Consider the following 22,883-nt stretch of genomic DNA (forward strand, 5'->3'; position numbering starts at 1 on the left):
GGCCCTGAGTCGATCAACGGGTGAGGCGCCAGACCTGGACGGTCATGTCGTCGTCGCTGGCGGTGGCCAGCATGGTGCCGTCGGGGCTGAACGCGAGGCGCTGCACGAACGAGGAGGAGGTCCCGATCGTGTCGATCAGATCGCCGGTGTGCGCGTCCCACAGCCACACGTCCTCGTCGAGGAAGCTGCAGGTCGCGAGCACGTCGCCGTGAGGGCTGAACGCCACGTCCGGCGCCCCCGAGGTGTCACCGAGCCGGAGGAGTTCCCGGCCCGTGCGGGTGTCCACGAGGCAGGCGCCCAGGTTGGAGCTCGCCGCCGCCAGCCTGGCCCCGTCCGGGCTGAACGCCACGCCTTCGTACCCCAGGATGTCTTCGTCCTTGATGACCTCCTGCAGGACGTCCCCGCCGGTGGTCACGTCCAGGAGGGACAGCTTCCTCGGGCCCGCGATCGCCAGCCGTGCGCCATCCGGAGAGAAGGCCACGTCCTGGATGGCACCGTTGTTCCAGCTGAGGAGCAGCTCGGCCGTCCGGGCGTCCCAGAGTCGCACCCCGTCCCCGGACGCGGTGGCAAGCCGGACGCCGTCAGGGCTGAACGTCACTGTGAACGGACTGCTGTCGAGATCGATCCGCAGATGCTCGGTGCCGCTGGCCGCGTCCCACAGTCGCAGGGTCTTGTCGCCAGACACCGTGGCCAGGCGCGTCCCGTCCGGGCTGAACGCCACGCCGGCGTTGCCGGCGCCCCGCCAGCGGCGGGCGCGATGCACCAGCCGGAATTCCTCCTCGCCCGAGAGGTCGGCGACGATGGTCGTCCCGTTGGCGTGCGCGTACGCCAGGCGCTCGCTGTCGGGGCCGAAGACCACGTCGGCCACTGGCTTCCGCAGGTGGATCGTTGTCAGGAGTCTCGGGCTGAACCGTTCCCGCAGGACGGGTTCCACGACCGTCGGCGTCCTCAGCGTCTTCGGCGTCTTCGGCGTCTTCGGCTTCTTTGGCTTCTTCGGGAGAGAGCCGACGTCTGCGCCCAGCCGCCGCAGCTCGGCGGCGAGGTGGGTCGCCGAGTCGTACCGCTCGGCGGGCTCCTTCCGCAGCAGGGTCAGCACCACCTCGTCCCACGCGGCCGGGATCCCCGCCGCCACGGAGCTGGGCGCGGGAGGGGCTTCAAGCAGGTGCGCGGTGAGATAGCCCACGGCCTCCGGCGCCTCGAACGGCAGGCGCCCGGTGATCATCTCGAACAGCACGCAGCCCAGCGCGTACAGGTCGCTGCGCTGCTCCGCGCGGCCCCGGGCGTGCTCGGGCGCCATGTACTGCGGCGTGCCGACCATGAACCCGGTCTGCGTGATGCGGTCGCGCGTCGCGGTCGCGTCGGCCGCCCGTGCGATGCCGAAGTCGAGGACCTTCACCGTTCCCGAGGCGGTGATGAGGATGTTGGCGGGCTTGATGTCCCGGTGGAGGATCCCGGCGGCGTGCGCCTCGCCGAGCGCCTCGCAGATCTGGGCGCCCCAGCGGCCGGCCTCCGGCAGCGCGACGGGCCCGCGTCGGAGCACGGCGTCGAGCCCCTCGCCGCGCAGCCGCTCCATCACCAGGAACGGCGTCGTGCCCTCCTCCGCCTCCGCCTCGCCGAGGTCGTGGACGGTGATGATGTTCGGGTGCTGGAGCCTGGCGGTGAGCCGCGCCTCGCGCAGGAACCGGGCGCGGGCGTCGTCGCCTCTGCTGCCTCCGCCCGCGAGCGACGAGATGAGCTTCACGGCGACGGGACGTTCCAGAGTCTGGTCGTACGCCTCCCACACCTGCCCCATGCCGCCCTCGCCGAGCTGACTCACCAGCCGATACCGGTCGGCGAGGACGCGGTCCGCCACGGAGTACCCCCTTCGCGCGCGTGGTCAAGAACACATCGTAGACAGCGGCTTCACCCGGGAAAGCTCAGGAACGCGGGCGGCACGGCGGCCGTCAGCCAGACTCCGTTCTCGCTGCGGTGGAAGACATGGCCCGCGCGATGCATGGTTCCGGCGTCCACGGTGAGGATCACCGGCCTGCCACGCCGGGCGCCGACGCGGGTCGCGGTCTCGCGGTCGGGCGAGAGGTGCACGTGCTGGCGGGCCATGGGCTTGAGGCCCTCGGCGCGGATGGCGGCGAGGAAGCGGCCCACAGTGCCGTGGAAGAGGAACGCCGGCGGCTCGACGGGCGCCAGCCCGAGGTCCACGGCGACCGTGTGCCCCTGGCTGGCGCGTATCCGATCACGATCACCGTCGAGGGCGTAACGCCGCTTGTCGTTGGTGGCGACCACGTGCTCCAGCTCGGCCCGGGTGATGCGGAAGCCGTCGCGTGCGGCGGCGTCGAGGAGTTCGTCCACGCCGACCCACCCCTGCGGGTCGAGCGTGACCCCGATCCGGGCGGGGTCGTGGCGCAGGTGCCGGGCGAGGTACTTGGAGATGCGCTTGGTGCGTCGCTCGTCCATGCGCTGAGCGTGCCGCACAACGCCCCGCTCGGCATACTCTTTTCGCTTCCCCTTTCTTCCCCTTCGTCGCCTGTAAGCCCGCGGCGGGAACCGGACATAGCTAGGCATGGAATCCGATGAACAGGCTGAACAGTTCGACCGGTTGTTCCGGTCCACCTTTCGCCGGGTGATGGCCTACTGCCTGCGCCGGACCTCCGAGACGGCGGCACACGACGCGGTGTCCGAGGTGTACGCGGTCGCCTGGCGCCGGCGAAAGCACGTGCCCGGTGACGAGCACGAGGCCGCGCTCTGGCTGCTCGGCGTCGCCCGCAAGGTGCTGGCCAACCAGGCACGCGGGCAACGCCGCTGGGCACGGCTGCTGCGCCGCGTGGCGGAGCAGCCGCGTCCCGCGGTGACGGCCGAAGGCCGCGACCTCGGCGAGGCCATGGCCAGCCTGTCGTCCACTGACCAGGAGCTGCTGCGCCTGGCGTACTGGGACGACCTGCCCCCGGCCGACATCGCGGCCGTGCTCGGCATATCCGTCGGCGCTGTCTCCACCCGCCTGCATCGGGCCAGGGAACGCCTGCGCTCGCGTCTGGCGACACCGAACGACAACGAGACGCACGAGACGAAGGTGAAGCAGCATGCTGACCGATAACGACGAGGAGTTCGGCGCGCTCCTGCGCGGTGCCGACCCGGTGCGCGCCCGTGCCCTGCCCGACCCGGACGACCCGGCCGCCCTGCGAATCCGGACGCAGGCGCGCCAGCGTTCCCGGCGCCGTCGCATACGGCACCTGGTGGTGATTCCCGTCGTGTCGGCCCTCGCCGTGGGCGGTGCCACGGCGGCAGCGCTGACACTGGTCGGAGACGGCCACGTCTCCAACACGGCGACCTTGGAGTGCGTCCACCCTTCAGGAGCCGAGGGATCCATCGAAGGCTTCCCCATCGCCCTTACCGCAGCTGACGCGGAGGCCACGTGCCGAGGGTACTGGGAGGCTGGCCAGAACTGGGTGGATTGGGGGGATTGGGATGGCGGCGAACGCCCTGGTCCCGTGGAGGGCCCGCTCACCGCGTGTGCCCCCGGCGACGGGCGCGGCGGCGTCAGGGTGTACGCGGGCGGCCCAGATGTGTGCGAGGAGCACGACGAGGTCCCCTACGTCGGGCCGAGCGACGAACAGGAGCGGCTGGCGGAGTTCGTGGAGGCCCTGCCAGATGGTCTGAAAGACCTGATCAACCCCGAAGATCCCTGCCCTTCCTTCCCGGAGCTGGAGACCAGGCTTTACGACCTGCTGGCCGCACACGATCTGGCCGGCTGGACCGTCGTGGACGCCGCGCCTCCTGGCGACGGCGCGTTGACGCTGACGTACTTCAACGAGGACGGGTCCACGTGCGCCGGTCTCTCCTACCAGGAGGAGGAGCGGAAGATCTTCACCCGGTACCACGCCGAGGACTGACCGGCCTCAGATCGCTGCCGGCGGGCAACGCCCGTCGGCAGCGAGCCGTTCAGCGGATGGCGGCGAACCCCAGGAAGGATGCCCAGGTTTCACGTGGAACAGAGAGTGACGGGTGAGTGGTGTCCTTGGAGTCGCGGACGTGGACGGCGTGCGGGCTGGCGGCCACCTCGACGCAGTCGCCGCCGTTGCCGCTGCTGTAGCTGCTCTTGAACCAGGTGAGTTCGCTGTTCACAGTTCTTCTGCCAACTTCTCGATGAGACGTACCGACTCGTGGGGGTTGAGAGCCTGCGCTCGCAGGATGCCATATCGCTGGATGAACAGTCCCACCTTCTTCTTGTCGGAGATGAGGTCGCTGTCGTTCTGGTGCTCGATGTAGGCGACGTGTCGGTGGTCCTTGGTGGTCAGCAGCGTCAGGTAGCCGTCCAGGGCGGTGTGCTCCTCGCAGTCCATAGGCATCACCTGGAGGGTGAGGAACGGCAGCGGGGTCAGGTCCAGCAGATGGTGGAGCTGTTCCTTGAGCACGGCTTTGCCGCCGAGCGGGCGGCGTAGCACCGACTCCTCGATGACGAAGCCGAGGTACGGCCGGGGGCAGCGCTGCAGGAGCTTCTGCCGTTCCAGGCGACGCGCGACCTCCTTCTCGATCTCCTCCTCGTCCAGCGCTGGGGAGTGCATCCGGAACGTCGCCCGTGCGTACGCCTCCGTCTGCAGCAGGCCGGGAACGAGCAGCGGCGCGTAGTTGTTGAGCGCGAAGCACTGGCGTTCCAGGACCACGTAGTCGCGGAAGAACTCCTTGTACTGCTCGGCAGACATGTAGTCGGTGACAGACGCCAGCAGGCCGTTGGCCTGGAGCCTAGTGTCCAGGTTCTCGATCAGCTGCGTGTCGGGGATGCGTTCGGCGCGCTCGACGGCGCCGATCATCGAACCGGAGACGTTGCAGAACGCGCCTACGTCGTCTCGCGAGAGACTGTGCGACTCGCGCAGCAGGCGCACCTGCCTGCCGAACGACAGGCGCAGGGGAGAAGGCTCGGATTCAGATTCGGACACGTGTGCCTCCGTGCTTCACAGGCGTCACTGAACAGGGGCCGAGCTCCACAGATCACGAGCTGTGAAGGGCCAACTACTCGTCAGCGTAATGCGATCGCGCAAGCGTAGGGGCATGAACGACGAAACCGACCTCCCCGATCTCCCGGAGTGGATTCCTGACTTCGGGTGCAAGCTCCGCAAGACCGGCCTGTGGTTCGACGCGATCCGCATCGCGGGCGCGCGCGGCGAGCGGGTCGCGGTGGCGCTGACGGCCGCGTGCGGCGGGGAGCCGGGGCCGATAGTACGGGAGTTGGTGGGGCGGGGGTGGCTGTACTTCATCCTGCCGCCGGGTACGGTGCGGGATTTCCGCTGGCCGCCGTTCGCGGAGCGCTACAGCGCGGCGACCCCCGGCCGCGTGGCGTTCGTCGGCATCCCGGCCCTGTCGGGCGAGACCTGGCCCCTGGCGTGGCGCTGCTTGCCTACGGCGGAGCAGCCGTTCGTGGAGCCGTGCGCGCTGAACGCGGCCATCATCGCGGAGGCGGAGCGAAGGAAGAAGACCGAATGCGTGACCTAATTACGATCCGCTCGTTAGGCCATATGCGCGGAGGCGACTGGAGTACGTGGCGCCGAGAGTGTGTGAAGTGGTGGTTGCCGGTAGCGGGCGAGACCTGTGCCGGTCGTGCAGTACGTGACGCGATAGCAGATCTCCGCTCCTAGCCCCTGGATACGGGCGGTACCTGGCATGCCCATACGAGACCGGAAGGGGTCTTTGCACACTCATGCACGACGAGAAGGTTCTGCTGGAGTCGCGCTCGTTGCGCGACAGCCTTGCGGCGCGCACAGACGCGCTCGACAAGGTCAAGGCACTACGGCTACTGCCCGACGGGCTGCACGTGACGACGGACGCGGTCGCGGCCTTCTTCGAGGTGGGGACGAAGGCTGTGGAAAGTTTGCTGAGGCGCCACCGCGAGGAACTGGAAGCGAACGGGCTTCGAATCCTACGAGCCTCTGAACTGCGGGAATATCAGACCTTCAACTTGAAGGTCTCATCCAGCAACTTTGAGCAAAGTTATCCACAGCGCCGAAACAGCATGGCGCTGTACACCCGCCGCACGGTCCTCAACGTGGCGATGCTGCTGCGGGACAGCGCCGTGGCGCGGCGGGTCCGGGCGTACCTGCTGGACGCGGAGGAGAGCACTCGGCTGCCTCGGCGGGAGGCTCCCGCGCTGGAAAGGCGGGTGACCAACGTCGAGGCGGCGATCGCCGACATCGGGCCCGCGTTGCGGGATCTGGGGCCGCTGATTCACCGGATGGCCGTCCGGCTGGAGAACGTCGAGCGGCGGGTGGAGCACGTGGACGGGCGCGTGGAGCGCATGGACCGGCGGCTGGAGAACACCGAGCGTGTGGTGTGCGCCATGAGTGAGCGACTGGCCGATGTCGCGGCGGGCCTGAAGGATCTGCGCGACCGGCCCCTGCCCAAGCCGCCACGGCGTCGGCATCGCGGGCTGCCGTAGGGGCGGCAACGCCTGGCCGTGGCGCCGTCCCAGGTCAGAACAAGGCCGGTGACTCTGGCCGACGCTGATCCCCGCGACTGCGACGAACCGCACCGAAATCGCCGCTGGACAAACCGTTCTGTCGCACTCGTGGGGATCATGGACGAGCAAAGTCACCGGCATTGCAGGTCAGAAGGCACTTTCGCGGTTTCCGCTCATGAGTTGGACGCCTATTCGCAGCCTGGCGGTTCGTCCTCGGTCGGTACGAATTGCAGCGTGGGCATCCCGGCGGCGTCGAAGTTGGCGGTGTCCGGGCCGATCAGGGTCATGTAGCCGGCGAGCGTCTGGTTGTCCTGCGAGGGAGGCTCCCCCTTGACCTGCTCGACACCGGGGTACACGAAGTCGAGAACCCACCAGCGGCCGCCGAACTTCACCCACTTGACTCCGCAGTGCGTATAGATGTCATACGGATACGGCGTGTGCTGCTTGGGCTCTGCCGGCCCTTCCTGCCACTCGCCCTTGGTGACGGTGCGGGCGGGCAGGGTGGGGCCGGTGTTCCTCTCTTCGCCCGGGTTGTCGGACGAGGACGAGCAGCCGGGGAGCAACAGCCCGGCGCTCAGGAGCAGGACGGCGGCTTGGCGCGATACTTTCATGCACCTCAGACGCTGCGGGCATGTGGTCGGTTCAATCCCTGCGGGCCTCAACGGCAGCGGCGGCCCATCGTGGCGGCGGCCCACCGCCCGAGACATGAGTCCGGGGCGTGCGGATGGGCGTTCGTTCGTCGGCTGGGAGAGCCACGTGGCGCGAGCCGGCGCCGGAGCTGGTAGGGCCGGTAGGGCCGGCGCCTCCACCTCCTCCCGCCTCCGGCTGAGGGCCGTCGGTCACTCCCCTCCCGCCAGCGTCAGCGCCCGCAGGCGGCGGATGGCGTACCAGGTGCCGGCCGTCGTGGCCGCCGTCAGGAGGATGACGCCCGTCGCCAGGCTGACGTCGGAGGTGATGTCGGCGCCGTCGAAGGCGATGCGTTCGGCCAGGGCCAGGGACCACTGCTGGACGCTGAGGGTGCGGGCGCCGGGGACCAGGTTGCCGAACAGGGCCTCCCACACCAGGGCGTAGATCAGGCCGAAGACCACGGCGTTGCGCGAGATCGTGCCCAGCAACAGGAAGACCGCGCTGTAGGCGACGGAGGCGACGGCCGCCGCGGCCGTGAAGGCGACGGCGATGCGCTGGCTGTTGTCGTTGAGGATGACGCCCGCGACGAGGATGGGGATGGTGGTGAAGGCGAGGGTGATGGCGACGGCGACGAGGAGCTTCGTGGTGATGATCGTGCGGCGCGGCAAGGGCTTGGCCAGCAGGTAGACGATGGAGCCGTCGTCGATCTCGGGGGCGATGGCGCCGGTGCCCGCGATGACGCCGATGAGGGGGACCATGGCCGCCAGCGCGAAGCCGCCGAGGATTTCGGTGGCGGCGCGGTCGTCGGCGCCGGTCTGGATGCGGACGGCGAAGGCGATGACCAGCAGTAGGAGGGGGAGGGCCGAGAGGATCAGGGCGCGGCGGCGGCCGAGGAGGGCGCGGTAGGTCAGGCGCGCGACAGTTTGGTTATACATCAGGACGCCACCAGGTAGGAGAAGACGGATTCGAGGGATTCGTCGGAGGGGGAGACCTCGAGCAGGCGGATGCCGTGGTCGCGGGCGAGGCGCGGGAGTTGGTGAGTGAAGCGGGTGAAGTCGACGGCCTGGATGCGCAGGGCGCCCTCGGTGTGGTCGACCTCGATGCCGGTGGTGGAGCGGTCGGCGATGAGGGCGGCGGCCAGGGCCCGGTCGTCGGCGGAGCGGACGAGGTACCGGTGGGGGCGGTCGGTCATCAGGCGGCGGATCTTGCGGAAGTCCCCGGAGGCGGCGTGGCGTCCGGCGACGATGACCTCAATGTGGGTGGCGAGCTGCTCGACCTCTTCGAGGATGTGGGAGGAGAAGAGGACCGTGCGGCCTTCGGATCCCATCTGCCGGAGGAGATCCATCAGGTGCATGCGCTGGCGGGGGTCCATACCGTTGAACGGCTCGTCCAGCAGCAGCACTTCGGGCTGGTGGACGAGGGCGGAGGCCATCTTGACGCGCTGGCGCATGCCCTTGCTGTAGGTGGCGATGCCGCGGTCGGCGGCGTGGCCCATCTCGACGGTGGCGAGGGCGGCGGCGGTGGCGGCGCCGGGGTCGGGCAGGCCGTGGAGCTCGGCGTTGGCCAGGACGAACTCGCCGCCGGTGAGGTAGTCGTACATGCCTTCGCGCTCGGGGACGAGGCCGATGTGGCGGTAGACCTCGGCGTTGCGCCATATGGTCTGGCCGTCGAGGGTGACGGTGCCGGCGGAGGGGGCGAGGAAGCCGCTCATCATGTGGATGAGGGTGGACTTGCCGGCGCCGTTGGGGCCCAGCAGGCCGGTGACGCCGGGGCCGATGTCCATGGTGATGCCGTTGACGGCGACGACGTTGCCGAACCAGCGGGACGTGGCGTTGATGTGGATGGTGGCCATGGCGTCAGAGACCCGCCTTCCGGTAGCGGCGCAGCAGGAGGGCGTAGCAGAGGACGACGAGGGCGAGGGCGACGAGGGGGTAGGCGGCCTGGGTGGCGGTGCCGGTGATCTCGGCGTTCTCGGGGAACTGGCTTTCGCCGCCGAGGAAGGATGATTGCAGGCCGTCCATCAGGGAGCCGGGGGAGAACAGGCCGAGGATGCCGACGTTGTCGGGGTTGCCCTGCTCGACGGCGACGGCCTGGACGGCGGTGACGGCGAAGTAGGGGATGGTGAAGACGCCGATGATGGCGGCGACGCCGAAGCCGCGGCGGGGGGTGTGGGAGGCCGTCAGCAGGGCGATGGCGGCGTGGAAGACGGCGAAGGCGGCGGCGAAGGCCAGGCCCTGGGCGTAGCCCTCGGTCTGGGTGGCGAAGCCGAGCTCGGCCAGCAGGCCCCCGGCGTAGGTGATGGTGAGGGGGATGGCGACGAAGAGGAAGAGGGCCGCGCTGAGGGCGGCGAACTTCGCGGCGACGTAGTCGGCCGAGTCGACGGGGCGGGAGAAGTACAGCGGGATGGTGCGGTACCGCAGGTCGAGGGAGACCATGACGGGGGCGGCCAGCGCGAGGTAGAGGCCGAAGATCGGCTGCATGAAGAGGGGGTAGTCGGTGTAGCCGATGGGGAGCTCGTCCTGGCTGGCGACGGTGGCGACGGCGACGCTGACGATGGCGGGGGCGGCCATGATGACGAACAGGCCGATGGGCAGGACCTTGGAGCGGGCGGAGCGGCCCAGGCCGTACGCGCCGCGGAGGGAGTGGATGAAGAGGGAGCGGCGGGCGTACAGGCTGCCGAGGCGTTCGCCGGTGTAGCGGCGGTAGCCGATGTTGTGGATCCGGGCCTCGTGGGCCGGGGTCGGGGTGGCGGGCGTGGTCACGGGCGTGCTCCCTCGGCCTCGGCGGGGGTGTCGTTGTCCTGGAAGACCTCGGCGATGTGGTGGCGGCGCTGCTGCATACGGACCAGGCCGAGGCCGAGCTCGGCGATGGTGTCGCGGACGGTGTCGTAGACGGCCTCGTCGGTGGCGTCGAGGAGGACGAGGTGGCCGGCCGGGGTGGCGTCGAGGCCGTGAGCGGCCAGCGCGGTGCGCAGGGCGGCGGCGCCGTCGGGGTGGTCGTCGGTGTCGGTGACCTCGATGGTGAGGGAGGCGGTGGCCTGGGTGAAGGTGGCCGTGGCCTGGGAACGCAGCAGCTTGCCGCCGTCGATGACGACGATGTGGTCGCTGGTGCGCTCCAGCTCGCCGAGGAGGTGGGAGGTGACGAGGACGGAGATGCCGAAGTCGGTGTGGATGCGGCGGATGAGGCCGAGCATCTCGTCGCGGCCGGAGGGGTCGAGGCCGTTGGTGGGCTCGTCGAGGAGGACGAGGCGGGGGTCGTGGACGAGGGCCTGGGCGAGCTTGACCCGCTGCCGCATGCCGGTGGAGTACCCGCCGATGGGGCGGTAGCGCTCCTCGTAGAGGCCGACGTGGCGGAGGGTGTCGGCGGTGCGCTCGCGGGCGGCGGTGCGGGGGAGGCCGGACATGCGGGCCATGTGGACGACGAACTCGGTGGCGGAGACGTCGGGCGGCAGGCAGTCGTGTTCGGGCATGTACCCGACCTGCTCGCGGATGGCGCGGCCCTCGGTGGCGGCGTTCCGGCCGAGGACGGCGGCGGTGCCGTCGCTGGCGGGGGCCAGGCCCAGGAGGATCTTGATGAGGGTGGACTTGCCGGCGCCGTTGGCGCCGACGAGGCCGGTGACGCCGGGGCCGATGTCCACGCTCAGCCGGTCCAGGGCGGTGACCTTCGGGTACCGCTTGGTGAGGCCGTCGGTGCGGATGACGGTCTGCTCTGCCTGCCGGCTGTCGTGTTCCGCTGCGCTGGGGCCGGCGCTCGCGCTTGCTGTGACACTCACGGGTCCGACGGTAGTGGCGCGGGCGGTGGCCGGCGTCAGCCTTTCGTACGCAACCGCCCCTGGGGCGGGTCGGCCGAAAGTACGGCGTTCCCCTAGGGGCGCGGCGGGGGCACCCTGAGTGAGTTGCGGGTGGGCTACGCGGCGCGGAGGAAGGCGCTGGTGGTGACCTGGCCGATCAGGCTGAGGCGGGTGCCGGCGGCGGCGAGGTGGGCGTCGGCGGCGGCCTGGACGCCGGGCCACTTGGGGTCGCCGTAGTCGTCGAGGACGACGACGGCGCCGGGGGCGGCGATCTCCTCGGCCCACGCCAGGTCGGCGGCGACGCCCTCCCGGCCGTGGTCGCCGTCGACGACGATCACGTCGAAGGCCTCGCCGGCGAGGGCGGCGCGGACGGCCGGGTCGGTGGAGTAGCCGCGCAGCAGGCGGAGGCGTTCGGGGGTGACGCCGGCGGCGTGGAGGTTGGCGCGCACCACGTCCTCGGTGACGGGGGTGCCGGACAGGTCGTGCCTCAGCTCGCGGCCGTTCTGGAGCTGCTGGGCGGAGACGGGGTCGACGATGGTGAGGTGGTAGGGGTGGCCGGCGCGGAGGATCTGGCGGGCGAGGCAGGCGGCGAACAGGCCGTAGAGGGTGCCGATCTCCAGGATGCGGCCGCCGGGCGGGGCGAGGAGGGGCGTGGTGGCGAGCTTGCCGAGGATGTTGGCGGTGCCGCCGGCGATGCGGCCCACGCCCCGGTTCTCGACCTCCACCAGGGTGCGGTAGGCCTGCACGGTGTGGCGGCGGGCGTCCTGGGGGCGCGCGCCCGTGACCTCGGCGACGCGGCGGACGAGGGCGTCGGTCTGGGCGGGGGTGGGCTGGCGGTGCACGCGGCGGCCCGCGCGGCCCAGCAGCAGGTCGAGGCCGTGGAGGCGTTCGTCGACGCGTTCGAGGCGTTCGGTCAGCTCGCGCACGTGCTCGCGGGTCTCGGCGAGTTCGGCGCGCAGGGCCCGTTCGGCGCGCTCGGCCCGCTCGGCCCGCTCGGCGGCGGCCAGGCGCTCGTCGATGCGCAGCTCGCGGTGGCGGCGTTCGAGGCGGGCGTCGATGCGGCGGTCGAGGCGGCGGGCCAGCGGGCCGAGGAGGCGGCTTCGGCTCATGGTCCGACGCTAGCGGCTGGGCGAGCCGCAGGTCAGCGCGGGCAACGGGAGTTATCACGGCGTTGTCGCGGCCGTCATCGGCGTTCACGATCGGCCGGGCCCCTGCCGGGTCGGTGCCGGGCCGGGCCGGTGGAGGCCGACGGGGGTCGGCATATGCTGGACGACTGTGACCGCCGCCTCGCCCGGCCGCCTCCCCCGGCTGATCGCCACCGACCTGGACGGCACCCTGCTGCACGACGACAAGACCGTCTCCGACCGCACCGTCGCCGCCCTCGCCGCCGCCGAGGAGGCGGGCATCGAGGTGATCTTCGTGACCGGCCGCCCGGCGCGCTGGATGGACGTGGTCAGCGAGCACGTCCACGGCCACGGGCTGGCGATCTGCGGCAACGGCGCCGCCGTCGTCGACCTGCACCGGGGCAACGAGCTGGTGGAGGTACGCGCGTTGGACCGGGCCGCCGGGCTGGCGATCGTGCGCTCGCTGCGCCTGGCCGCGCCCGGCGTGTCCTTCGCGGTGGAGCGCACGGACGCCTTCCGGTTCGAGCCGCGCTACCCCCGGCTGCACGACCAGCGGGGACAGCCCTCGGAGGTCGCGGAGGCGGAGAAGCTGCTGGGCGCCGAGGCGGGGACGACGCCGGTGCTGAAGCTGCTGGCGCACCACACGACGCTCGACCCGGACGGCTTCCTGGCGCTGGCGCGCGAGGTGGCCGGCGGGCACGGGGAGTTCACGCGCTCCAGCCCGTCCGCGCTGCTGGAGATCAGCGGCCGGGGCGTGAGCAAGGCCAGCACGCTGGCGCGGCGCTGCGCGCGGCGGGGGATCCGCCGCGAGGAGGTGGTGGCGTTCGGTGACATGCCCAACGACCTGGAGATGCTGGGCTGGGCGGGCACGGCGTACGCCATGGCCAACGCGCACCCGGACGTGCTGGCCGCGACGCCGCGCCACGCGGCGTCCAACGACGAGGACGGCGTGGCGCTGGTCATCGAGGAGCTGCTCGCCGGTCAGGCGTAGGTGCGGAGGGAGCGCGGCCCGGATGGGCCGGTCACGGCCGGGCGTGGCTCAGTCGCGGTCCGTTCCGCCGTCGGCCGGGCTGGTGAACTCCGGGCTGGAGAAGTCCGGTTGGCCGTAGCGGGGCCGGGTGCGGGGCGGAGTGCGGGGCGGGGGGTCCTCGTCCTCGTCGGCGCCGCTGTCGAAGTCGGGGCTGGCGTAGTCGGGGCTGGCGTAGTCCGGGGCGGCGTAGCCGCGGCGGGTGGTGGCCGGCTCCTCGCGGTCGCTGCCGGAACCGGACGCCGGGCTGTCGAAGTCGGGGCTCGCGAAGTCGGGCCCGGAGTAGTCCGGCGGGGCGAAGCCCCGGCCCGAGCGGGCGGCCTGCCGGTCCTCCTCGTCGCGGCCCTCGTCGGGCGAGGTGAACTCGGGGCGGCCGAACCGCGGCCCCGAGTAGTCCGGGTGGCTGTAGCGCGGCCGGGCGGAGCCGCCGCCCTGGGCGGGGGTGCGGCTGTCGAAGTCGGGGCTGGAGAAGTCCGGGCTGGAGAAGCGCAGCCGCGGGGTGCGGCGTTCGGCGGACTCCTCGGCGTGCCGGGCGGCGGCGTGCTCGCGCAGGAACGGCATGATGCCGTGCTCCAGCAGGGCTCGGCGCCACTCCTCGCGCGCCCGGGCCACCTCCTCGGCAAGCGGGCCGGTGCCTTCGGCCGGGCGGGCGCGGATCGAGGTGCGCGAGCCGTTGTTGACGGCGGCGATGACCAGCCCGGCCACGGCGAGCAGTACGCCGACGGCGGCCAGCACCGCGAAGACCCAGCCGACCTGGCGCATGGGCTCGGCCATCGCTGGCTCGGGCTCGGCCATGCCGAGGGCGTATCCCAGCAGCAGGAAGATGAGGGAGGCGATGGTGGCCAGCACCGGCACCAGGGCGGCGGCCACGGCGATCAGGCCAGATCCGGCGCCGCCGTCGGCGTCGGTGCCGGCGTACGAGGGCGGCGAGGCGGCGGGCGCGGTGCGGCCGGGACGGCGCAACTCGTGGCGGAGCTGGGCGAAGCGGCGGTACTCGGCCTCGGCGGCGGCGGCGATCCGCGGGACGGCCCGCAGCGCCAGGGCGCGCAGCTCCTCGTCGGCGAAACGATCCGCCCCGGCCGTGAGCCGGGCAGCGCGCAGCGCCTCGTCGAGGACGCGCTCGAATTCGGCGCGGTCCTCGGGTGGCAGAACCTCAGCGCTGTTCATGTGCGTCCCCGGATGCTCCGATAAGCCGCGAGAGCGGGTGAGCAGAACGATGGTAGAGCCCCTGGGTCTTTCCTCACAGGGAAAAACGGGAATCTGTACTTTCCCCCTGCCCTGTATCCGGAAACGCACGCGGCGGTTGCTGAATTGCGATCTTCAGTCGGGGAGGGGCAGGCGGGCGACGAGGAGCCTGCCGGACATGGTGACGCCGCCGTCCATGGCGATGGCGAGGGAGTCGGCGTAGACGTGAGGACCCGGCGCCTTCGGGGTGTCGGCCTCGCCGGGGGCGCTCTCGGCGTCGCCGGCGCCGGCGGAGTCGGCGGCCGGGACGGCGACGGGGGCGGTGGTGGCCCGGCCCGCCTCGCCGGTCAGGTACGGGATGGGGCTGTGGCCGTGGACGACGCGCTTGCCGCCGTAGGTGTCCAGCAGCTCCCGCACCGCCTGCGGGCCGTCCTCGTCGCGGAAGGCGAAGCGCTTGGTGAACTTCCGGAACAGCTCCCAGGTCTCGGAGACGTCGTTGCGCTGCAACGCCTGCCAGATGGCGTCGTTGACGTCCTCGACGGAGGTGCCGAAGTCCAGGTACGCGGTGGTGTCGGAGTGCACCAGCAGGTGGCCGTCGGCCAACGCCATGGAGTCCAGGCGGGACATCCACTGCAGGTGGTGGTCCTGGAGGCGTTCCATGTCGCTGCGCTGGCCGCCGTTGAGGAGCCAGGCGGCCTGGAAGGAGGCGGTGCCGGCGCCGGAGTCGACGGGGGCGTCGCCGAAGCGGCTGGCGCCGAGCAGCAGCAGCTCGTGGTTGCCGAGGAGGGCCTTGCAGTAGCCGCCGGCGGCGGCGGCCTCGGCGGACAGGCGCATGACCATGTCGATGACGCCGATGCCGTCGGGCCCGCGGTCGGTGAAGTCGCCGAGGAACCACAGGCGGGTATTGCCCGCGGCCCAGGCGTCGTTGGCGTCGGTGAGCCCCGCCTCGCGCAGCGCGGCGCGCAGCTCGTCGAGGTATCCGTGGACGTCGCCGACGACGTAGAGCGGTCCGGACCCGTCCATGACGGGGAGGTCGCGCACGGTGGGCGCGTAGAGATCCGTCAGCGCGCTCGCACCGTCCGGGTCCGTGCCGCGCCACGCGATCGGACCCCGGTCTGGTCCCTGGCCGGCCCCCTGTGTCATCGACCCTCCCACCGTCGCACGCCGCTTCCACCCGCTGAACCCGCCTGATCCTTCAGCGGCCGGATCGGCTGCGGGATCGGCTGGTCGCGGTGCCATTCGCCCATCATAGGAATCCCGGTGCTCAGGTGTGACACACCTGGGGCGAGAGAAACCGCGGGCGCGAGGGGCCGGGAGGCGGCGTTTCCCGGACCTTTGCCGCAAACCCCGCCGCGGACGGTCCCGGACACCGTCCCGGAAGCCCTCGCAATCCCTCGGAATCCCTCCGCGGACACTTCCGCGAACCCGGCGGTCCGATGTCCGCCACCCGTACGCCACGGGCCTACGGCTGCGCCGCCGGGGGCGTGCGGGGGGCGGCGACGCGCGCGGCGCGGGCGCGGCGTTGGGAGGAGGTCCGCACGATCAGCTCGGTGGGCATGACCTGGTGCGGCGTGGTGCGGGTCGTGGCGGTGGCAGTGGCGGTGGCGGTGGCGGTCGGCACGGGGGCCGGGGCGGGCGCGGGCGCGGGTCCCGGCGTTGCCAGGCGGGGGGCGGCGGCGACGGGCCGGTCGGCGCCGGGGATGTTGCCGACGTTGGTGGCGCCGCTCTCGATGGCGTCGATGAGGAGCTGGACCACGGTGGTGCCGATGCGGGCGGGCTTGAGGGAGAGCGTGGTGATGGGCGGCTCGGTGCGGGCGTAGACGCTGGACTCGCTGCAGCAGACCAGCAGCAGGTCGTCGGGGACGCGCAGCCCGTAGCGGCGGGCGGCGGCCAGCAGGTCGGTGCCGTTGGGGTCGAACAGGCCGTAGACGGCGTCGGGCCGGTCGGGCCGGGCCAGCAGGCGGTCGGCGGCCATGGCACCGGCGCACGGGTCGTGGGCGGGGTACGCCTCGTAGACCGGCTCCTGGCCGGTGCGCTCGCACCAGGTGAGGTACGCCGTGGTGGACAGCCGCGTGTACGTGTCGGTGCTGGTGCCGGTGAGCAGCCCGATGCGGCGGGCGCCGGCGCCGGCGAGGTGGTCCAGGAGGCCGAGGACGGCGGCCTCGTGGTCGTTGTCGACCCAGGCGGTGACGGGGAGGCTGCCGCCGGGGCGGCCGTCGGAGACGACGGGGATGCCCTGGCGGACCAGTTCGGTGACGACGGGGTCGTGGTCGGAGGGGTCGACGACGACGGTGCCGTCGAGGGCGACGTTGGACCAGACGTCGAAGTCGCGGTGGAGCGAGGTGGCCGGGAGGATCACCAGGGCGTAGCCGCGGGCGAGGGCGGCGGAGGTGGCGGCGCGCGCCATCTCGGCGAAGTAGGCGAACTCGGTGAAGGTGAACGGTTCTTCGCCGTAGGTCGTGACCGTGAGGCCGAGGAGCCCGGACTTGCCGGTGCGCAGGGTGCGCGCGGCGGCGGAGGGGCGGTAGCCGAGGCGGTCGGCGACGTTGCGGACGTGGCGGCGGGTGGCGTCGGGCAGGCGTCCCTTGCCGTTGAGCGCGTCCGAGACAGTCGTGATCGAGACACCGGCAGCGGCGGCGACGTCACGGATGCCGGCCCGTCCGCTGGTTCGGCGACCGGCCGCCCGGGTCACCCTGTGTTTCGCTGCTGTCATGGCGAGCCGATCGTAGGCCCGGCCAAGGGTTGTCATCCCCGGGGCGTGACGGAGGAGCGCAGCCACGTTTCCGCAAGGTCAACTCCCCTTGTGCGCCTGGGATTACAAGGTCATCGGGCGACTTGGGGCGGGTTGTGGAAAGTCTTCGCGCGATGCGTTCCGCCGCTTGTTGGGATTTCAACATGCCCCTGCTCACCCCTACGGGTGAGGCGCGCAAGGGCGTTCGCCACCCGCGTGAGTCGCTCTTCGCGCGCCGCGCGATCTGCGGGCCCGCGCCGGGTGGCCGGATCCCGCAGCTCCTAGAGTGTGAGGGTGACCGCCTCGCAGCCCTCCCGCAGATCCTCCCAGCCCGCCCCCCGGCAGGTGCGCCTCCGCGCCGCGCTGGAGGACATCCCGACCTACGTGCCCGGCCGCCCGCCCGCCCACGAGGTGGCGTACAAGCTGTCCTCGAACGAGAACCCCTACCCCCCGCTGCCCGGCGTGCTGGAGACGGCCGTCGAGGCTGCCGGCTCGCTCAACCGCTACCCCGACCTCCACTGCTCCCGGCTGCTGGCGGAGCTGGCCGAGCACCACCGCGTGCCGGTCGGCCACCTGGCGGCCGGCACCGGCTCGGTGGCCCTGACCGGGCAGCTCGCGCAGTCCGTGGCCGGGCCGGGCGACGAGGTGGTCTACGCCTGGCGGTCGTTCGAGGCGTACCCCATCGTCACGCAGGTCGCGGGCGCCACCTCGGTGCGGGTGGCGCTGACGGCGGGCGAGGAGCACGACCTGGACGCCATGGCCGAGGCGATCACCGAGCGGACGCGGCTGGTCTTCGTGTGCAGCCCCAACAACCCGACGGGGGTGGCGATCCGGCGCGGGCCGCTGGAGCGGTTCCTCGACCGGGTGCCGGGCGACGTGCTGGTGGTGCTCGACGAGGCGTACCGGGAGTTCGTGCGCGACGAGCGAAGCGAGACGGGGGTGCCTCCGGCCGAAGGCGGCGGGAGCGTGCCCGACGGCATCGAGCTGTACCGGGAGCGGCCCAACCTGTGCGTGCTGCGCACCTTCTCCAAGGCGTACGGCCTGGCAGGGCTGCGCGTCGGGTACGCCGTGGCGCACGAGCCGGTGGCGGCGGCGCTGCGGAAGACGGCGGTGCCGTTCGGGGTGAGCCAGATCGCGCAGGACGCGGCGGTGGCCAGCCTGCGGAGCGAGGCGGCGCTGATGCGGCGCGTGGCGGCGCTGGTGGAGGAGCGGGCGCGGGTGGCTGAGGCGCTGGCCGCGCAGGGGTGGACGGTGCCCGAGTCGCAGGCGAACTTCGTGTGGCTGCGGCTGGGGGAGGCGACGGCGGACTTCGCGGCGGCGTGCGAGAAGGCGGGCGTCACGGTCCGCCCGTTCCCGGGCGACGGCGTGCGCATCACCATCGGGGAGCGTGAGGCGAACGACCTGCTGCTGGGGGTGGCGGCGGAGTTCCGCAGGGGGCGGTAGCCGGGGCGGTGGTCGGGGCGGTAACCGGGCGGGGGTCCCAGGGCTCAGCCCCCGGGCCCCGGCCGTCCACCCCCCGCGCGGGGTTTGTGTCGGGGTGGGTCATAATGGGCGCAGCTTGTGAATGTGAATACGTTCACAAGATCGCAGCTCGCGAAGGAGACAGACCCGTGGTTGACCTCGCGCTCGCGCCGGAGACCCTGGCGCGGTGGCAGTTCGGCATCACCACCGTCTACCACTTCCTCTTCGTTCCCCTCACCATCTCGCTCGCCTCCCTCACCGCGGGCCTGGAGACCGCCTGGGTCCGCACCCGGAACGAGAAGTACCTGCGCGCCACCAAGTTCTGGGGCAAGCTCTTCCTGATCAACATCGCCATGGGCGTGGTCACCGGCATCGTCCAGGAGTTCCAGTTCGGCATGAACTGGTCGGACTACTCCCGCTTCGTCGGCGACGTCTTCGGCGCGCCGCTGGCGTTCGAGGCGCTGCTGGCGTTCTTCTTCGAGTCCACCTTCATCGGCCTGTGGATCTTCGGCTGGGACAAGCTGCCGCCCCGGATCCACGTCGCCTGCATGTGGATGGTGGCCATGGGCACCGTCCTGTCCGCCTACTTCATCCTCGCCGCCAACTCCTGGATGCAGCACCCGGTCGGCTACCGGATCAACCCCGACACCGGCCGCGCCGAGCTCACCGACTTCCTGCACGTCCTGACGCAGAACACCGCGGTCGCGCAGTTCTTCCACACCATCAGCGCCGCGTTCCTCACCGGCGGGGCGTTCATGGTCGGCATCGCCGCCTACCACCTGATGCGGGGCCGCCACGTCTCCGTCATGCGGGCCTCGCTGCGCCTCGGCCTGGTCACGATGGTCGTCGCAGGCCTGCTCACGGCGTTCTCCGGCGACCGGCTCGGCAAGATCATGTACGAGCAGCAGCCGATGAAGATGGCCTCCGCCGAGGCGCTGTGGGACACCGAGGCGCCCGCCCCCTTCTCGCTCTTCGCCGTCGGCGACGTCGACGAGGGCCACAACAAGGTCGCCGTCGAGGTCCCCGGCCTGCTGTCCTTCCTCGCCCACGACAACTTCTCCGAAGAGGTCCCCGGCATCAACGACCTCAACGAGCAGATGCAGGAGCAGTACGGCCCCGGCGACTACCGGCCCAACATCCCGCTGGCGTACTGGAGCTTCCGCTGGATGATCGGCTTCGGCATGGCGTCCCTCACCCTCGGCGCCGCCGGCCTGTGGCTGACCCGCCGCCGCCTGTGGCTCGCCGACCGCCTGCGCACCGGCCCCGACGAGGTGCCGCGCCTGGCCCTCACCCGCGACGCCGAGCTCGGCCCCACCCTCACCCGCGCGTACTGGCGGGTGGCGCTGCTCACCCTCCTCTTCCCCCTCGTCGCCAACGCCTGGGGCTGGATCTTCACCGAGACCGGCCGCCAGCCGTGGGTGGTCTTCGGCGTGCTGAAGACGTCCTCCGCCGTCTCCCCCGGCGTCTCGCAGGGCGAGGTCATCGCCTCCATGACCCTCTTCACCCTGCTCTACGCGATCCTCGCGGTCGTCGAGGTGCGGCTGATGGTCACCTACGCCAAGGCCGGGCCGCCCGAGCTCACCGACGCCGACCGCAACCCGCCGACGCGCATCGGCGGCGACACCGCCGACGACCGGCCCATGGCCTTCTCGTACTAGAGGGATAGGGGAGCTGAGCGCTGATGGAACTCCACGACGTCTGGTTCGCGCTGATAGCGGTGCTGTGGACCGGCTACTTCTTCCTTGAGGGCTTCGACTTCGGCGTCGGCGTGCTGACGAAGGCGCTGGCCCGCGACCGCGCCGAACGCCGGGTGCTGATCAACACCATCGGCCCCGTCTGGGACGGCAACGAGGTCTGGCTGCTGACCGCCGCCGGCGCCACCTTCGCCGCCTTCCCCGAGTGGTACGCCACCCTCCTGTCCGGCTTCTACCTGCCGATCCTGGCGATCATCCTCTGCCTCATCGTGCGCGGCGTGGCGTTCGAGTACCGCGCCAAGCGCGCCGACGAGCGCTGGCAGAGCCGGTGGGAGAACGCCATCTTCTGGTGCTCGCTGCTGCCCGCCTTCCTGTGGGGCGTGGCGTTCGCCAACATGGTGCGCGGCGTGCCGCTCGACGCCGACCACGAGTACGCCGGCGACCTGCTGGACCTGTTCAGCCCCTACGCCCTCCTCGGCGGCGCCGTGACCCTGACCCTCTTCACCTTCCACGGCGCGGTCTTCACCGCCCTGAAGACGGTGGGCGAGATCCGGGAGCGGGCCCGGCGGCTGGCCGGCGGGGTGGGGGCGGTGGCGGCGGGCCTCGCCGCGGCGTTCCTGCTGTGGACGCAGGCCGACAGCGGCGGCGCCGCCTCGATGGGCGCGCTCGCCGTCGCCGCGGGCGCGCTGCTCGGCGCGCTGGCCGCCAACCGCGCCGGGCGGGAGGGATGGGCGTTCGCGCTCTCCGGCGTCACCATCGCCGCAGCCGTCGCCATGCTCTTCCTCGCGCTCTTCCCCGACGTGATGCCCTCCACGCTGGCCGAGGAGTGGAGCCTGACCGTGACCAACGCCTCCTCCACGCCGTACACGCTGCGGATCATGACCTGGTGCGCCGCCCTCGCCACGCCGCTGGTGCTGCTCTACCAGGGCTGGACCTACTGGGTCTTCCGCAAGCGCATCGGCACCCGGCACATAGCGCCCGACGCGCAGGTGCACTGATGACCGGCGCGATGGAGCCCGGCACGATGAAGCCCGTCGATCCGCGGCTGCTGCGCTACGCCCGCGCCACGCGCGGCTTCCTGGCCGCGTCCGTCGCGCTCGGGCTGGCGGGCGCCGGGCTGGTCATCGCGCAGGCCGTGCTGGTCGCGGAGGTCATCGCCGGGGCATTCACGGCGGGGGAGGGCGTCCCGGAGCTGCGCGCGCCGCTGCTGGGCCTGCTCGCCGTCACCGCCGGGCGCGCGGCCGTGGCGTACCTCACCGAGCTGGCCGCGCACCGGGCCGGCGCCGCCGTCAAGTCCGAGCTGCGGCTGCGGCTGCTGGACCACGCGGCGGGCGGGCTCGGCCCGGCGTGGCTCACCGCGCAGCGCAGCGGGGAGCTGACCGCGCTGGCCACGCGCGGCATCGACGCCCTCGACGGCTACTTCGCCCGCTACCTGCCGCAGCTCGGCCTGGCCGCGACCGTCCCGGTGGCCGTGCTGGCCCGCATCCTCACCGACGACTGGATCTCGGCCGCCATCATCGCGGCCACGCTGCCGCTCATCCCCCTCTTCATGGTGCTGATCGGCTGGGCCACCCAGGCCCAGACCAACCGGCAGTGGCGGCAGCTCGCCCGCCTGTCGGGCCACTTCCTCGACGTGGTCGCGGGGCTCACCACGCTGAAGGTCTTCGGCCGCGCCCAGGCCCAGGCCGAGAACATACGCCGCATCACCGGCGACTACCGGCGCGCGACGCTGCGCACGCTGCGGGTGGCGTTCCTGTCGGCGTTCGCGCTGGAGCTGCTGGCGACCGTCTCCGTCGCGCTGGTCGCCGTCAGCATCGGGATGCGGCTCGTGCACGGCGAACTCGACCTGGAGACCGGCCTGGTGGTGCTGATCCTCGCGCCGGAGGCGTACCTGCCGCTGCGGCAGGTCGGGGCGCAGTTCCACGCCGCGCAGGAGGGGCTGGACGCGGCGGAGGAGGTCTTCGCGGTGCTGGAAACGCCGCCGCGTGAGGCTGGGGCTGGGGCTGGCGGCACGGGCGCGGCTGCCGCCCCGGACGCGCGGGGCGCGGAGATCGTGCTGGACCGGGTGGTGGTGCGGTACGAGGGGCGGTCCGCCGACGCGCTCGCCGAGACGAGCCTGGTCTTCGCCCCCGGCGAGACGGTCGCGCTGACCGGCCCGTCCGGCGGCGGCAAGTCCACGCTGGTGGCAGCGCTGCTGGGCTTCGCCCGCCCCGCGTCGGGCCGGATCCTGGTCGGGGGGCGCGACCTGGGCACGCTCGACCTGGCCGACTGGCACCGTCAGGTCGCGTGGGTGCCGCAGCACCCGCACCTGTTCGCCGGGACCGTCGCCGACAACGTGCGGCTGGCCCGGCCTGACGCGGATGACGCCGCCGTGGCGGCGGCGCTGGCCGAGGCGGCGGCGGGGGATCTCGCGCCGGGCCGCCGCGTCGACGAGGGTGGGGCCGGGCTGTCGGCGGGGCAGCGGCAGCGGGTCGCGCTGGCGCGGGCGTTTCTGGCGGACCGGCCGGTGGTGCTGCTGGATGAGCCGACGGCGGCGCTGGATGGGGAGACGGAGGGGGAGGTGGTGGCGGCGATTCGCCGCCATGCGGTGGGGCGGACGGTGCTTGTCGTCACGCACCGGCCCGCGCTACTGGCTGCCGCCGACCGTGTGTTTCACGTGGAACCAAGCGTGACCGCCCTGGTGGGGGCGCCTGCGGCGGGCCGGTCCCCCACCCGCCCACCCCTCGGGGCGCCGCCCCGGACCCCGGCCGCCCACACCCCGGCACCCCACCCGGGGGTGAACGCAGTCGATGAGCGAGGCGG

General features: G+C 72.1%; 22 protein-coding genes. 9 read left to right on the plus strand and 13 right to left on the minus strand.

The features are described from left to right. Positions 1-13: 13 nt before the first annotated feature. Entirely contained in the window at positions 14-1,852 is a 1,839-nt protein-coding gene (locus tag ACTWQH_RS19425; protein ID WP_443287891.1) for a WD40 repeat domain-containing serine/threonine protein kinase, read from the minus strand. Positions 1,853-1,902: 50 nt separating this feature from the next. Next, positions 1,903-2,451, minus strand: a complete 549-nt coding sequence (locus ACTWQH_RS19430) for an RNA 2'-phosphotransferase (RefSeq protein WP_443287892.1) — start codon at positions 2,449-2,451, stop codon at positions 1,903-1,905. Between the two features lie 106 nt (positions 2,452-2,557). Between ACTWQH_RS19430 and ACTWQH_RS19435 the strand changes: the two genes are divergently transcribed. Continuing rightward, complete coding sequence (locus ACTWQH_RS19435; protein WP_443287893.1) at positions 2,558-3,088, plus strand: RNA polymerase sigma factor; 531 nt, start codon at positions 2,558-2,560, stop codon at positions 3,086-3,088. After that, positions 3,075-3,884, plus strand: coding sequence for a hypothetical protein (locus ACTWQH_RS19440; RefSeq protein ID WP_443287894.1), 810 nt, complete (start codon positions 3,075-3,077; stop codon positions 3,882-3,884). The genes ACTWQH_RS19435 and ACTWQH_RS19440 overlap by 14 nt, the downstream gene beginning before the upstream one ends. A 49-nt stretch (positions 3,885-3,933) precedes the next feature. Here the strand turns inward: ACTWQH_RS19440 and ACTWQH_RS19445 are convergent, their stop codons facing one another. Together ACTWQH_RS19445 and ACTWQH_RS19450 are read right to left on the minus strand one after the other, a co-directional pair. Beyond that, positions 3,934-4,116, minus strand: coding sequence for a DUF397 domain-containing protein (locus ACTWQH_RS19445; protein WP_443287895.1), 183 nt, complete (start codon positions 4,114-4,116; stop codon positions 3,934-3,936). After that, entirely contained in the window at positions 4,113-4,928 is an 816-nt protein-coding gene (locus ACTWQH_RS19450) for a helix-turn-helix domain-containing protein (protein WP_443287896.1), read from the minus strand. The genes ACTWQH_RS19445 and ACTWQH_RS19450 overlap by 4 nt, the downstream gene beginning before the upstream one ends. A gap of 112 nt (positions 4,929-5,040) precedes the next feature. On the opposite strand from ACTWQH_RS19450, the gene ACTWQH_RS19455 reads away from it, so the two are divergent. Beyond that, positions 5,041-5,481, plus strand: coding sequence for a hypothetical protein (locus ACTWQH_RS19455; RefSeq protein ID WP_443287897.1), 441 nt, complete (start codon positions 5,041-5,043; stop codon positions 5,479-5,481). A 205-nt stretch (positions 5,482-5,686) separates the two neighbouring features. Further along, the gene (locus ACTWQH_RS19460) at positions 5,687-6,421 is read left to right on the plus strand and encodes a hypothetical protein (RefSeq protein ID WP_443287898.1); all 735 of its coding nucleotides are present in this window, start codon (positions 5,687-5,689) and stop codon (positions 6,419-6,421) included. A 209-nt stretch (positions 6,422-6,630) separates the two neighbouring features. Here ACTWQH_RS19460 and ACTWQH_RS19465 read toward each other — a convergent pair whose 3' ends face one another. From ACTWQH_RS19465 to ACTWQH_RS19490, 6 genes are all read right to left on the minus strand, one after another. After that, positions 6,631-7,053 (minus strand): hypothetical protein, encoded by a 423-nt coding sequence (locus tag ACTWQH_RS19465; RefSeq protein WP_443287899.1) that lies wholly within the window; start codon positions 7,051-7,053, stop codon positions 6,631-6,633. 228 nt (positions 7,054-7,281) lie between these two features. After that, the gene (locus tag ACTWQH_RS19470) at positions 7,282-8,004 is read right to left on the minus strand and encodes an ABC transporter permease subunit (RefSeq protein WP_443287900.1); all 723 of its coding nucleotides are present in this window, start codon (positions 8,002-8,004) and stop codon (positions 7,282-7,284) included. Continuing rightward, positions 8,004-8,921 (minus strand): ABC transporter ATP-binding protein, encoded by a 918-nt coding sequence (locus tag ACTWQH_RS19475; protein ID WP_443287901.1) that lies wholly within the window; start codon positions 8,919-8,921, stop codon positions 8,004-8,006. The genes ACTWQH_RS19470 and ACTWQH_RS19475 overlap by 1 nt, the downstream gene beginning before the upstream one ends. Before the next feature lie 4 nt (positions 8,922-8,925). Then, positions 8,926-9,831, minus strand: coding sequence for an ABC transporter permease subunit (locus ACTWQH_RS19480; protein ID WP_443287902.1), 906 nt, complete (start codon positions 9,829-9,831; stop codon positions 8,926-8,928). Next, positions 9,828-10,766: an ABC transporter ATP-binding protein gene (locus tag ACTWQH_RS19485; protein WP_443287913.1), complete on the minus strand. Its 939-nt coding sequence runs from the start codon at positions 10,764-10,766 to the stop codon at positions 9,828-9,830. Before ACTWQH_RS19485 ends, ACTWQH_RS19480 begins: the two co-directional genes overlap by 4 nt. A gap of 209 nt (positions 10,767-10,975) precedes the next feature. Next, positions 10,976-11,968, minus strand: a complete 993-nt coding sequence (locus ACTWQH_RS19490) for a class I SAM-dependent methyltransferase (RefSeq protein WP_443287903.1) — start codon at positions 11,966-11,968, stop codon at positions 10,976-10,978. Positions 11,969-12,134: 166 nt separating this feature from the next. Here ACTWQH_RS19490 and ACTWQH_RS19495 point away from each other — a divergent pair, with 166 nt between their 5' ends. Then, complete coding sequence (locus ACTWQH_RS19495; RefSeq protein ID WP_443287904.1) at positions 12,135-12,974, plus strand: Cof-type HAD-IIB family hydrolase; 840 nt, start codon at positions 12,135-12,137, stop codon at positions 12,972-12,974. 48 nt (positions 12,975-13,022) lie between these two features. Here the strand turns inward: ACTWQH_RS19495 and ACTWQH_RS19500 are convergent, their stop codons facing one another. The 3 genes from ACTWQH_RS19500 to ACTWQH_RS19510 form a co-directional block, all read right to left on the minus strand. After that, on the minus strand, positions 13,023-14,177 hold the full coding sequence (locus ACTWQH_RS19500) for a hypothetical protein (RefSeq protein ID WP_443287905.1): 1,155 nt from the start codon (positions 14,175-14,177) through the stop codon (positions 13,023-13,025). Positions 14,178-14,330: 153 nt separating this feature from the next. Continuing rightward, complete coding sequence (locus tag ACTWQH_RS19505) at positions 14,331-15,338, minus strand: metallophosphoesterase (RefSeq protein ID WP_443287906.1); 1,008 nt, start codon at positions 15,336-15,338, stop codon at positions 14,331-14,333. Positions 15,339-15,657: 319 nt separating this feature from the next. Then, on the minus strand, positions 15,658-16,908 hold the full coding sequence (locus ACTWQH_RS19510) for a LacI family DNA-binding transcriptional regulator (protein ID WP_443287907.1): 1,251 nt from the start codon (positions 16,906-16,908) through the stop codon (positions 15,658-15,660). Between the two features lie 312 nt (positions 16,909-17,220). Between ACTWQH_RS19510 and hisC the strand changes: the two genes are divergently transcribed. From hisC to cydD, 4 genes are all read left to right on the plus strand, one after another. Next, positions 17,221-18,369 carry a histidinol-phosphate transaminase gene (gene hisC / locus ACTWQH_RS19515; protein ID WP_443287908.1) on the plus strand — a complete coding sequence of 383 codons (1,149 nt, stop codon included), beginning with the start codon at positions 17,221-17,223 and terminating at the stop codon, positions 18,367-18,369. A gap of 104 nt (positions 18,370-18,473) precedes the next feature. Beyond that, positions 18,474-20,045: a cytochrome ubiquinol oxidase subunit I gene (locus ACTWQH_RS19520; protein ID WP_443287909.1), complete on the plus strand. Its 1,572-nt coding sequence runs from the start codon at positions 18,474-18,476 to the stop codon at positions 20,043-20,045. Positions 20,046-20,068: 23 nt separating this feature from the next. Continuing rightward, positions 20,069-21,079, plus strand: coding sequence for a cytochrome d ubiquinol oxidase subunit II (gene cydB, locus ACTWQH_RS19525; RefSeq protein ID WP_443287910.1), 1,011 nt, complete (start codon positions 20,069-20,071; stop codon positions 21,077-21,079). A 26-nt stretch (positions 21,080-21,105) separates the two neighbouring features. After that, a partial coding sequence (gene cydD / locus ACTWQH_RS19530; protein WP_443287914.1) for a thiol reductant ABC exporter subunit CydD occupies positions 21,106-22,883 on the plus strand: 1,778 nt, incomplete at its 3' end.

Source organism: Streptomyces sp. 6N223, assembly GCF_052246635.1.
Lineage (GTDB): Bacteria > Actinomycetota > Actinomycetes > Streptomycetales > Streptomycetaceae > Streptomyces.

What these genes read in the sequence shown, in the direction of transcription:
- ACTWQH_RS19430 (WP_443287892.1), bottom strand. Translation starts at nt 2,451, where the DNA reads ATGGACGAGCGACGCACCAAGCGCATCTCCAAGTACCTCGCCCGGCAC.
- ACTWQH_RS19435 (WP_443287893.1), top strand. Translation starts at nt 2,558, where the DNA reads ATGGAATCCGATGAACAGGCTGAACAGTTCGACCGGTTGTTCCGGTCC.
- ACTWQH_RS19440 (WP_443287894.1), top strand. Translation starts at nt 3,075, where the DNA reads ATGCTGACCGATAACGACGAGGAGTTCGGCGCGCTCCTGCGCGGTGCC.
- ACTWQH_RS19455 (WP_443287897.1), top strand. Translation starts at nt 5,041, where the DNA reads ATGAACGACGAAACCGACCTCCCCGATCTCCCGGAGTGGATTCCTGAC.
- ACTWQH_RS19460 (WP_443287898.1), top strand. Translation starts at nt 5,687, where the DNA reads ATGCACGACGAGAAGGTTCTGCTGGAGTCGCGCTCGTTGCGCGACAGC.
- ACTWQH_RS19465 (WP_443287899.1), bottom strand. Translation starts at nt 7,053, where the DNA reads ATGAAAGTATCGCGCCAAGCCGCCGTCCTGCTCCTGAGCGCCGGGCTG.
- ACTWQH_RS19470 (WP_443287900.1), bottom strand. Translation starts at nt 8,004, where the DNA reads ATGTATAACCAAACTGTCGCGCGCCTGACCTACCGCGCCCTCCTCGGC.
- ACTWQH_RS19475 (WP_443287901.1), bottom strand. Translation starts at nt 8,921, where the DNA reads ATGGCCACCATCCACATCAACGCCACGTCCCGCTGGTTCGGCAACGTC.
- ACTWQH_RS19490 (WP_443287903.1), bottom strand. Translation starts at nt 11,968, where the DNA reads ATGAGCCGAAGCCGCCTCCTCGGCCCGCTGGCCCGCCGCCTCGACCGC.
- ACTWQH_RS19500 (WP_443287905.1), bottom strand. Translation starts at nt 14,177, where the DNA reads ATGAACAGCGCTGAGGTTCTGCCACCCGAGGACCGCGCCGAATTCGAG.
- ACTWQH_RS19505 (WP_443287906.1), bottom strand. Translation starts at nt 15,338, where the DNA reads ATGACACAGGGGGCCGGCCAGGGACCAGACCGGGGTCCGATCGCGTGG.
- ACTWQH_RS19510 (WP_443287907.1), bottom strand. Translation starts at nt 16,908, where the DNA reads ATGACAGCAGCGAAACACAGGGTGACCCGGGCGGCCGGTCGCCGAACC.
- ACTWQH_RS19520 (WP_443287909.1), top strand. Translation starts at nt 18,474, where the DNA reads ATGGGCGCAGCTTGTGAATGTGAATACGTTCACAAGATCGCAGCTCGC.
- cydB (WP_443287910.1), top strand. Translation starts at nt 20,069, where the DNA reads ATGGAACTCCACGACGTCTGGTTCGCGCTGATAGCGGTGCTGTGGACC.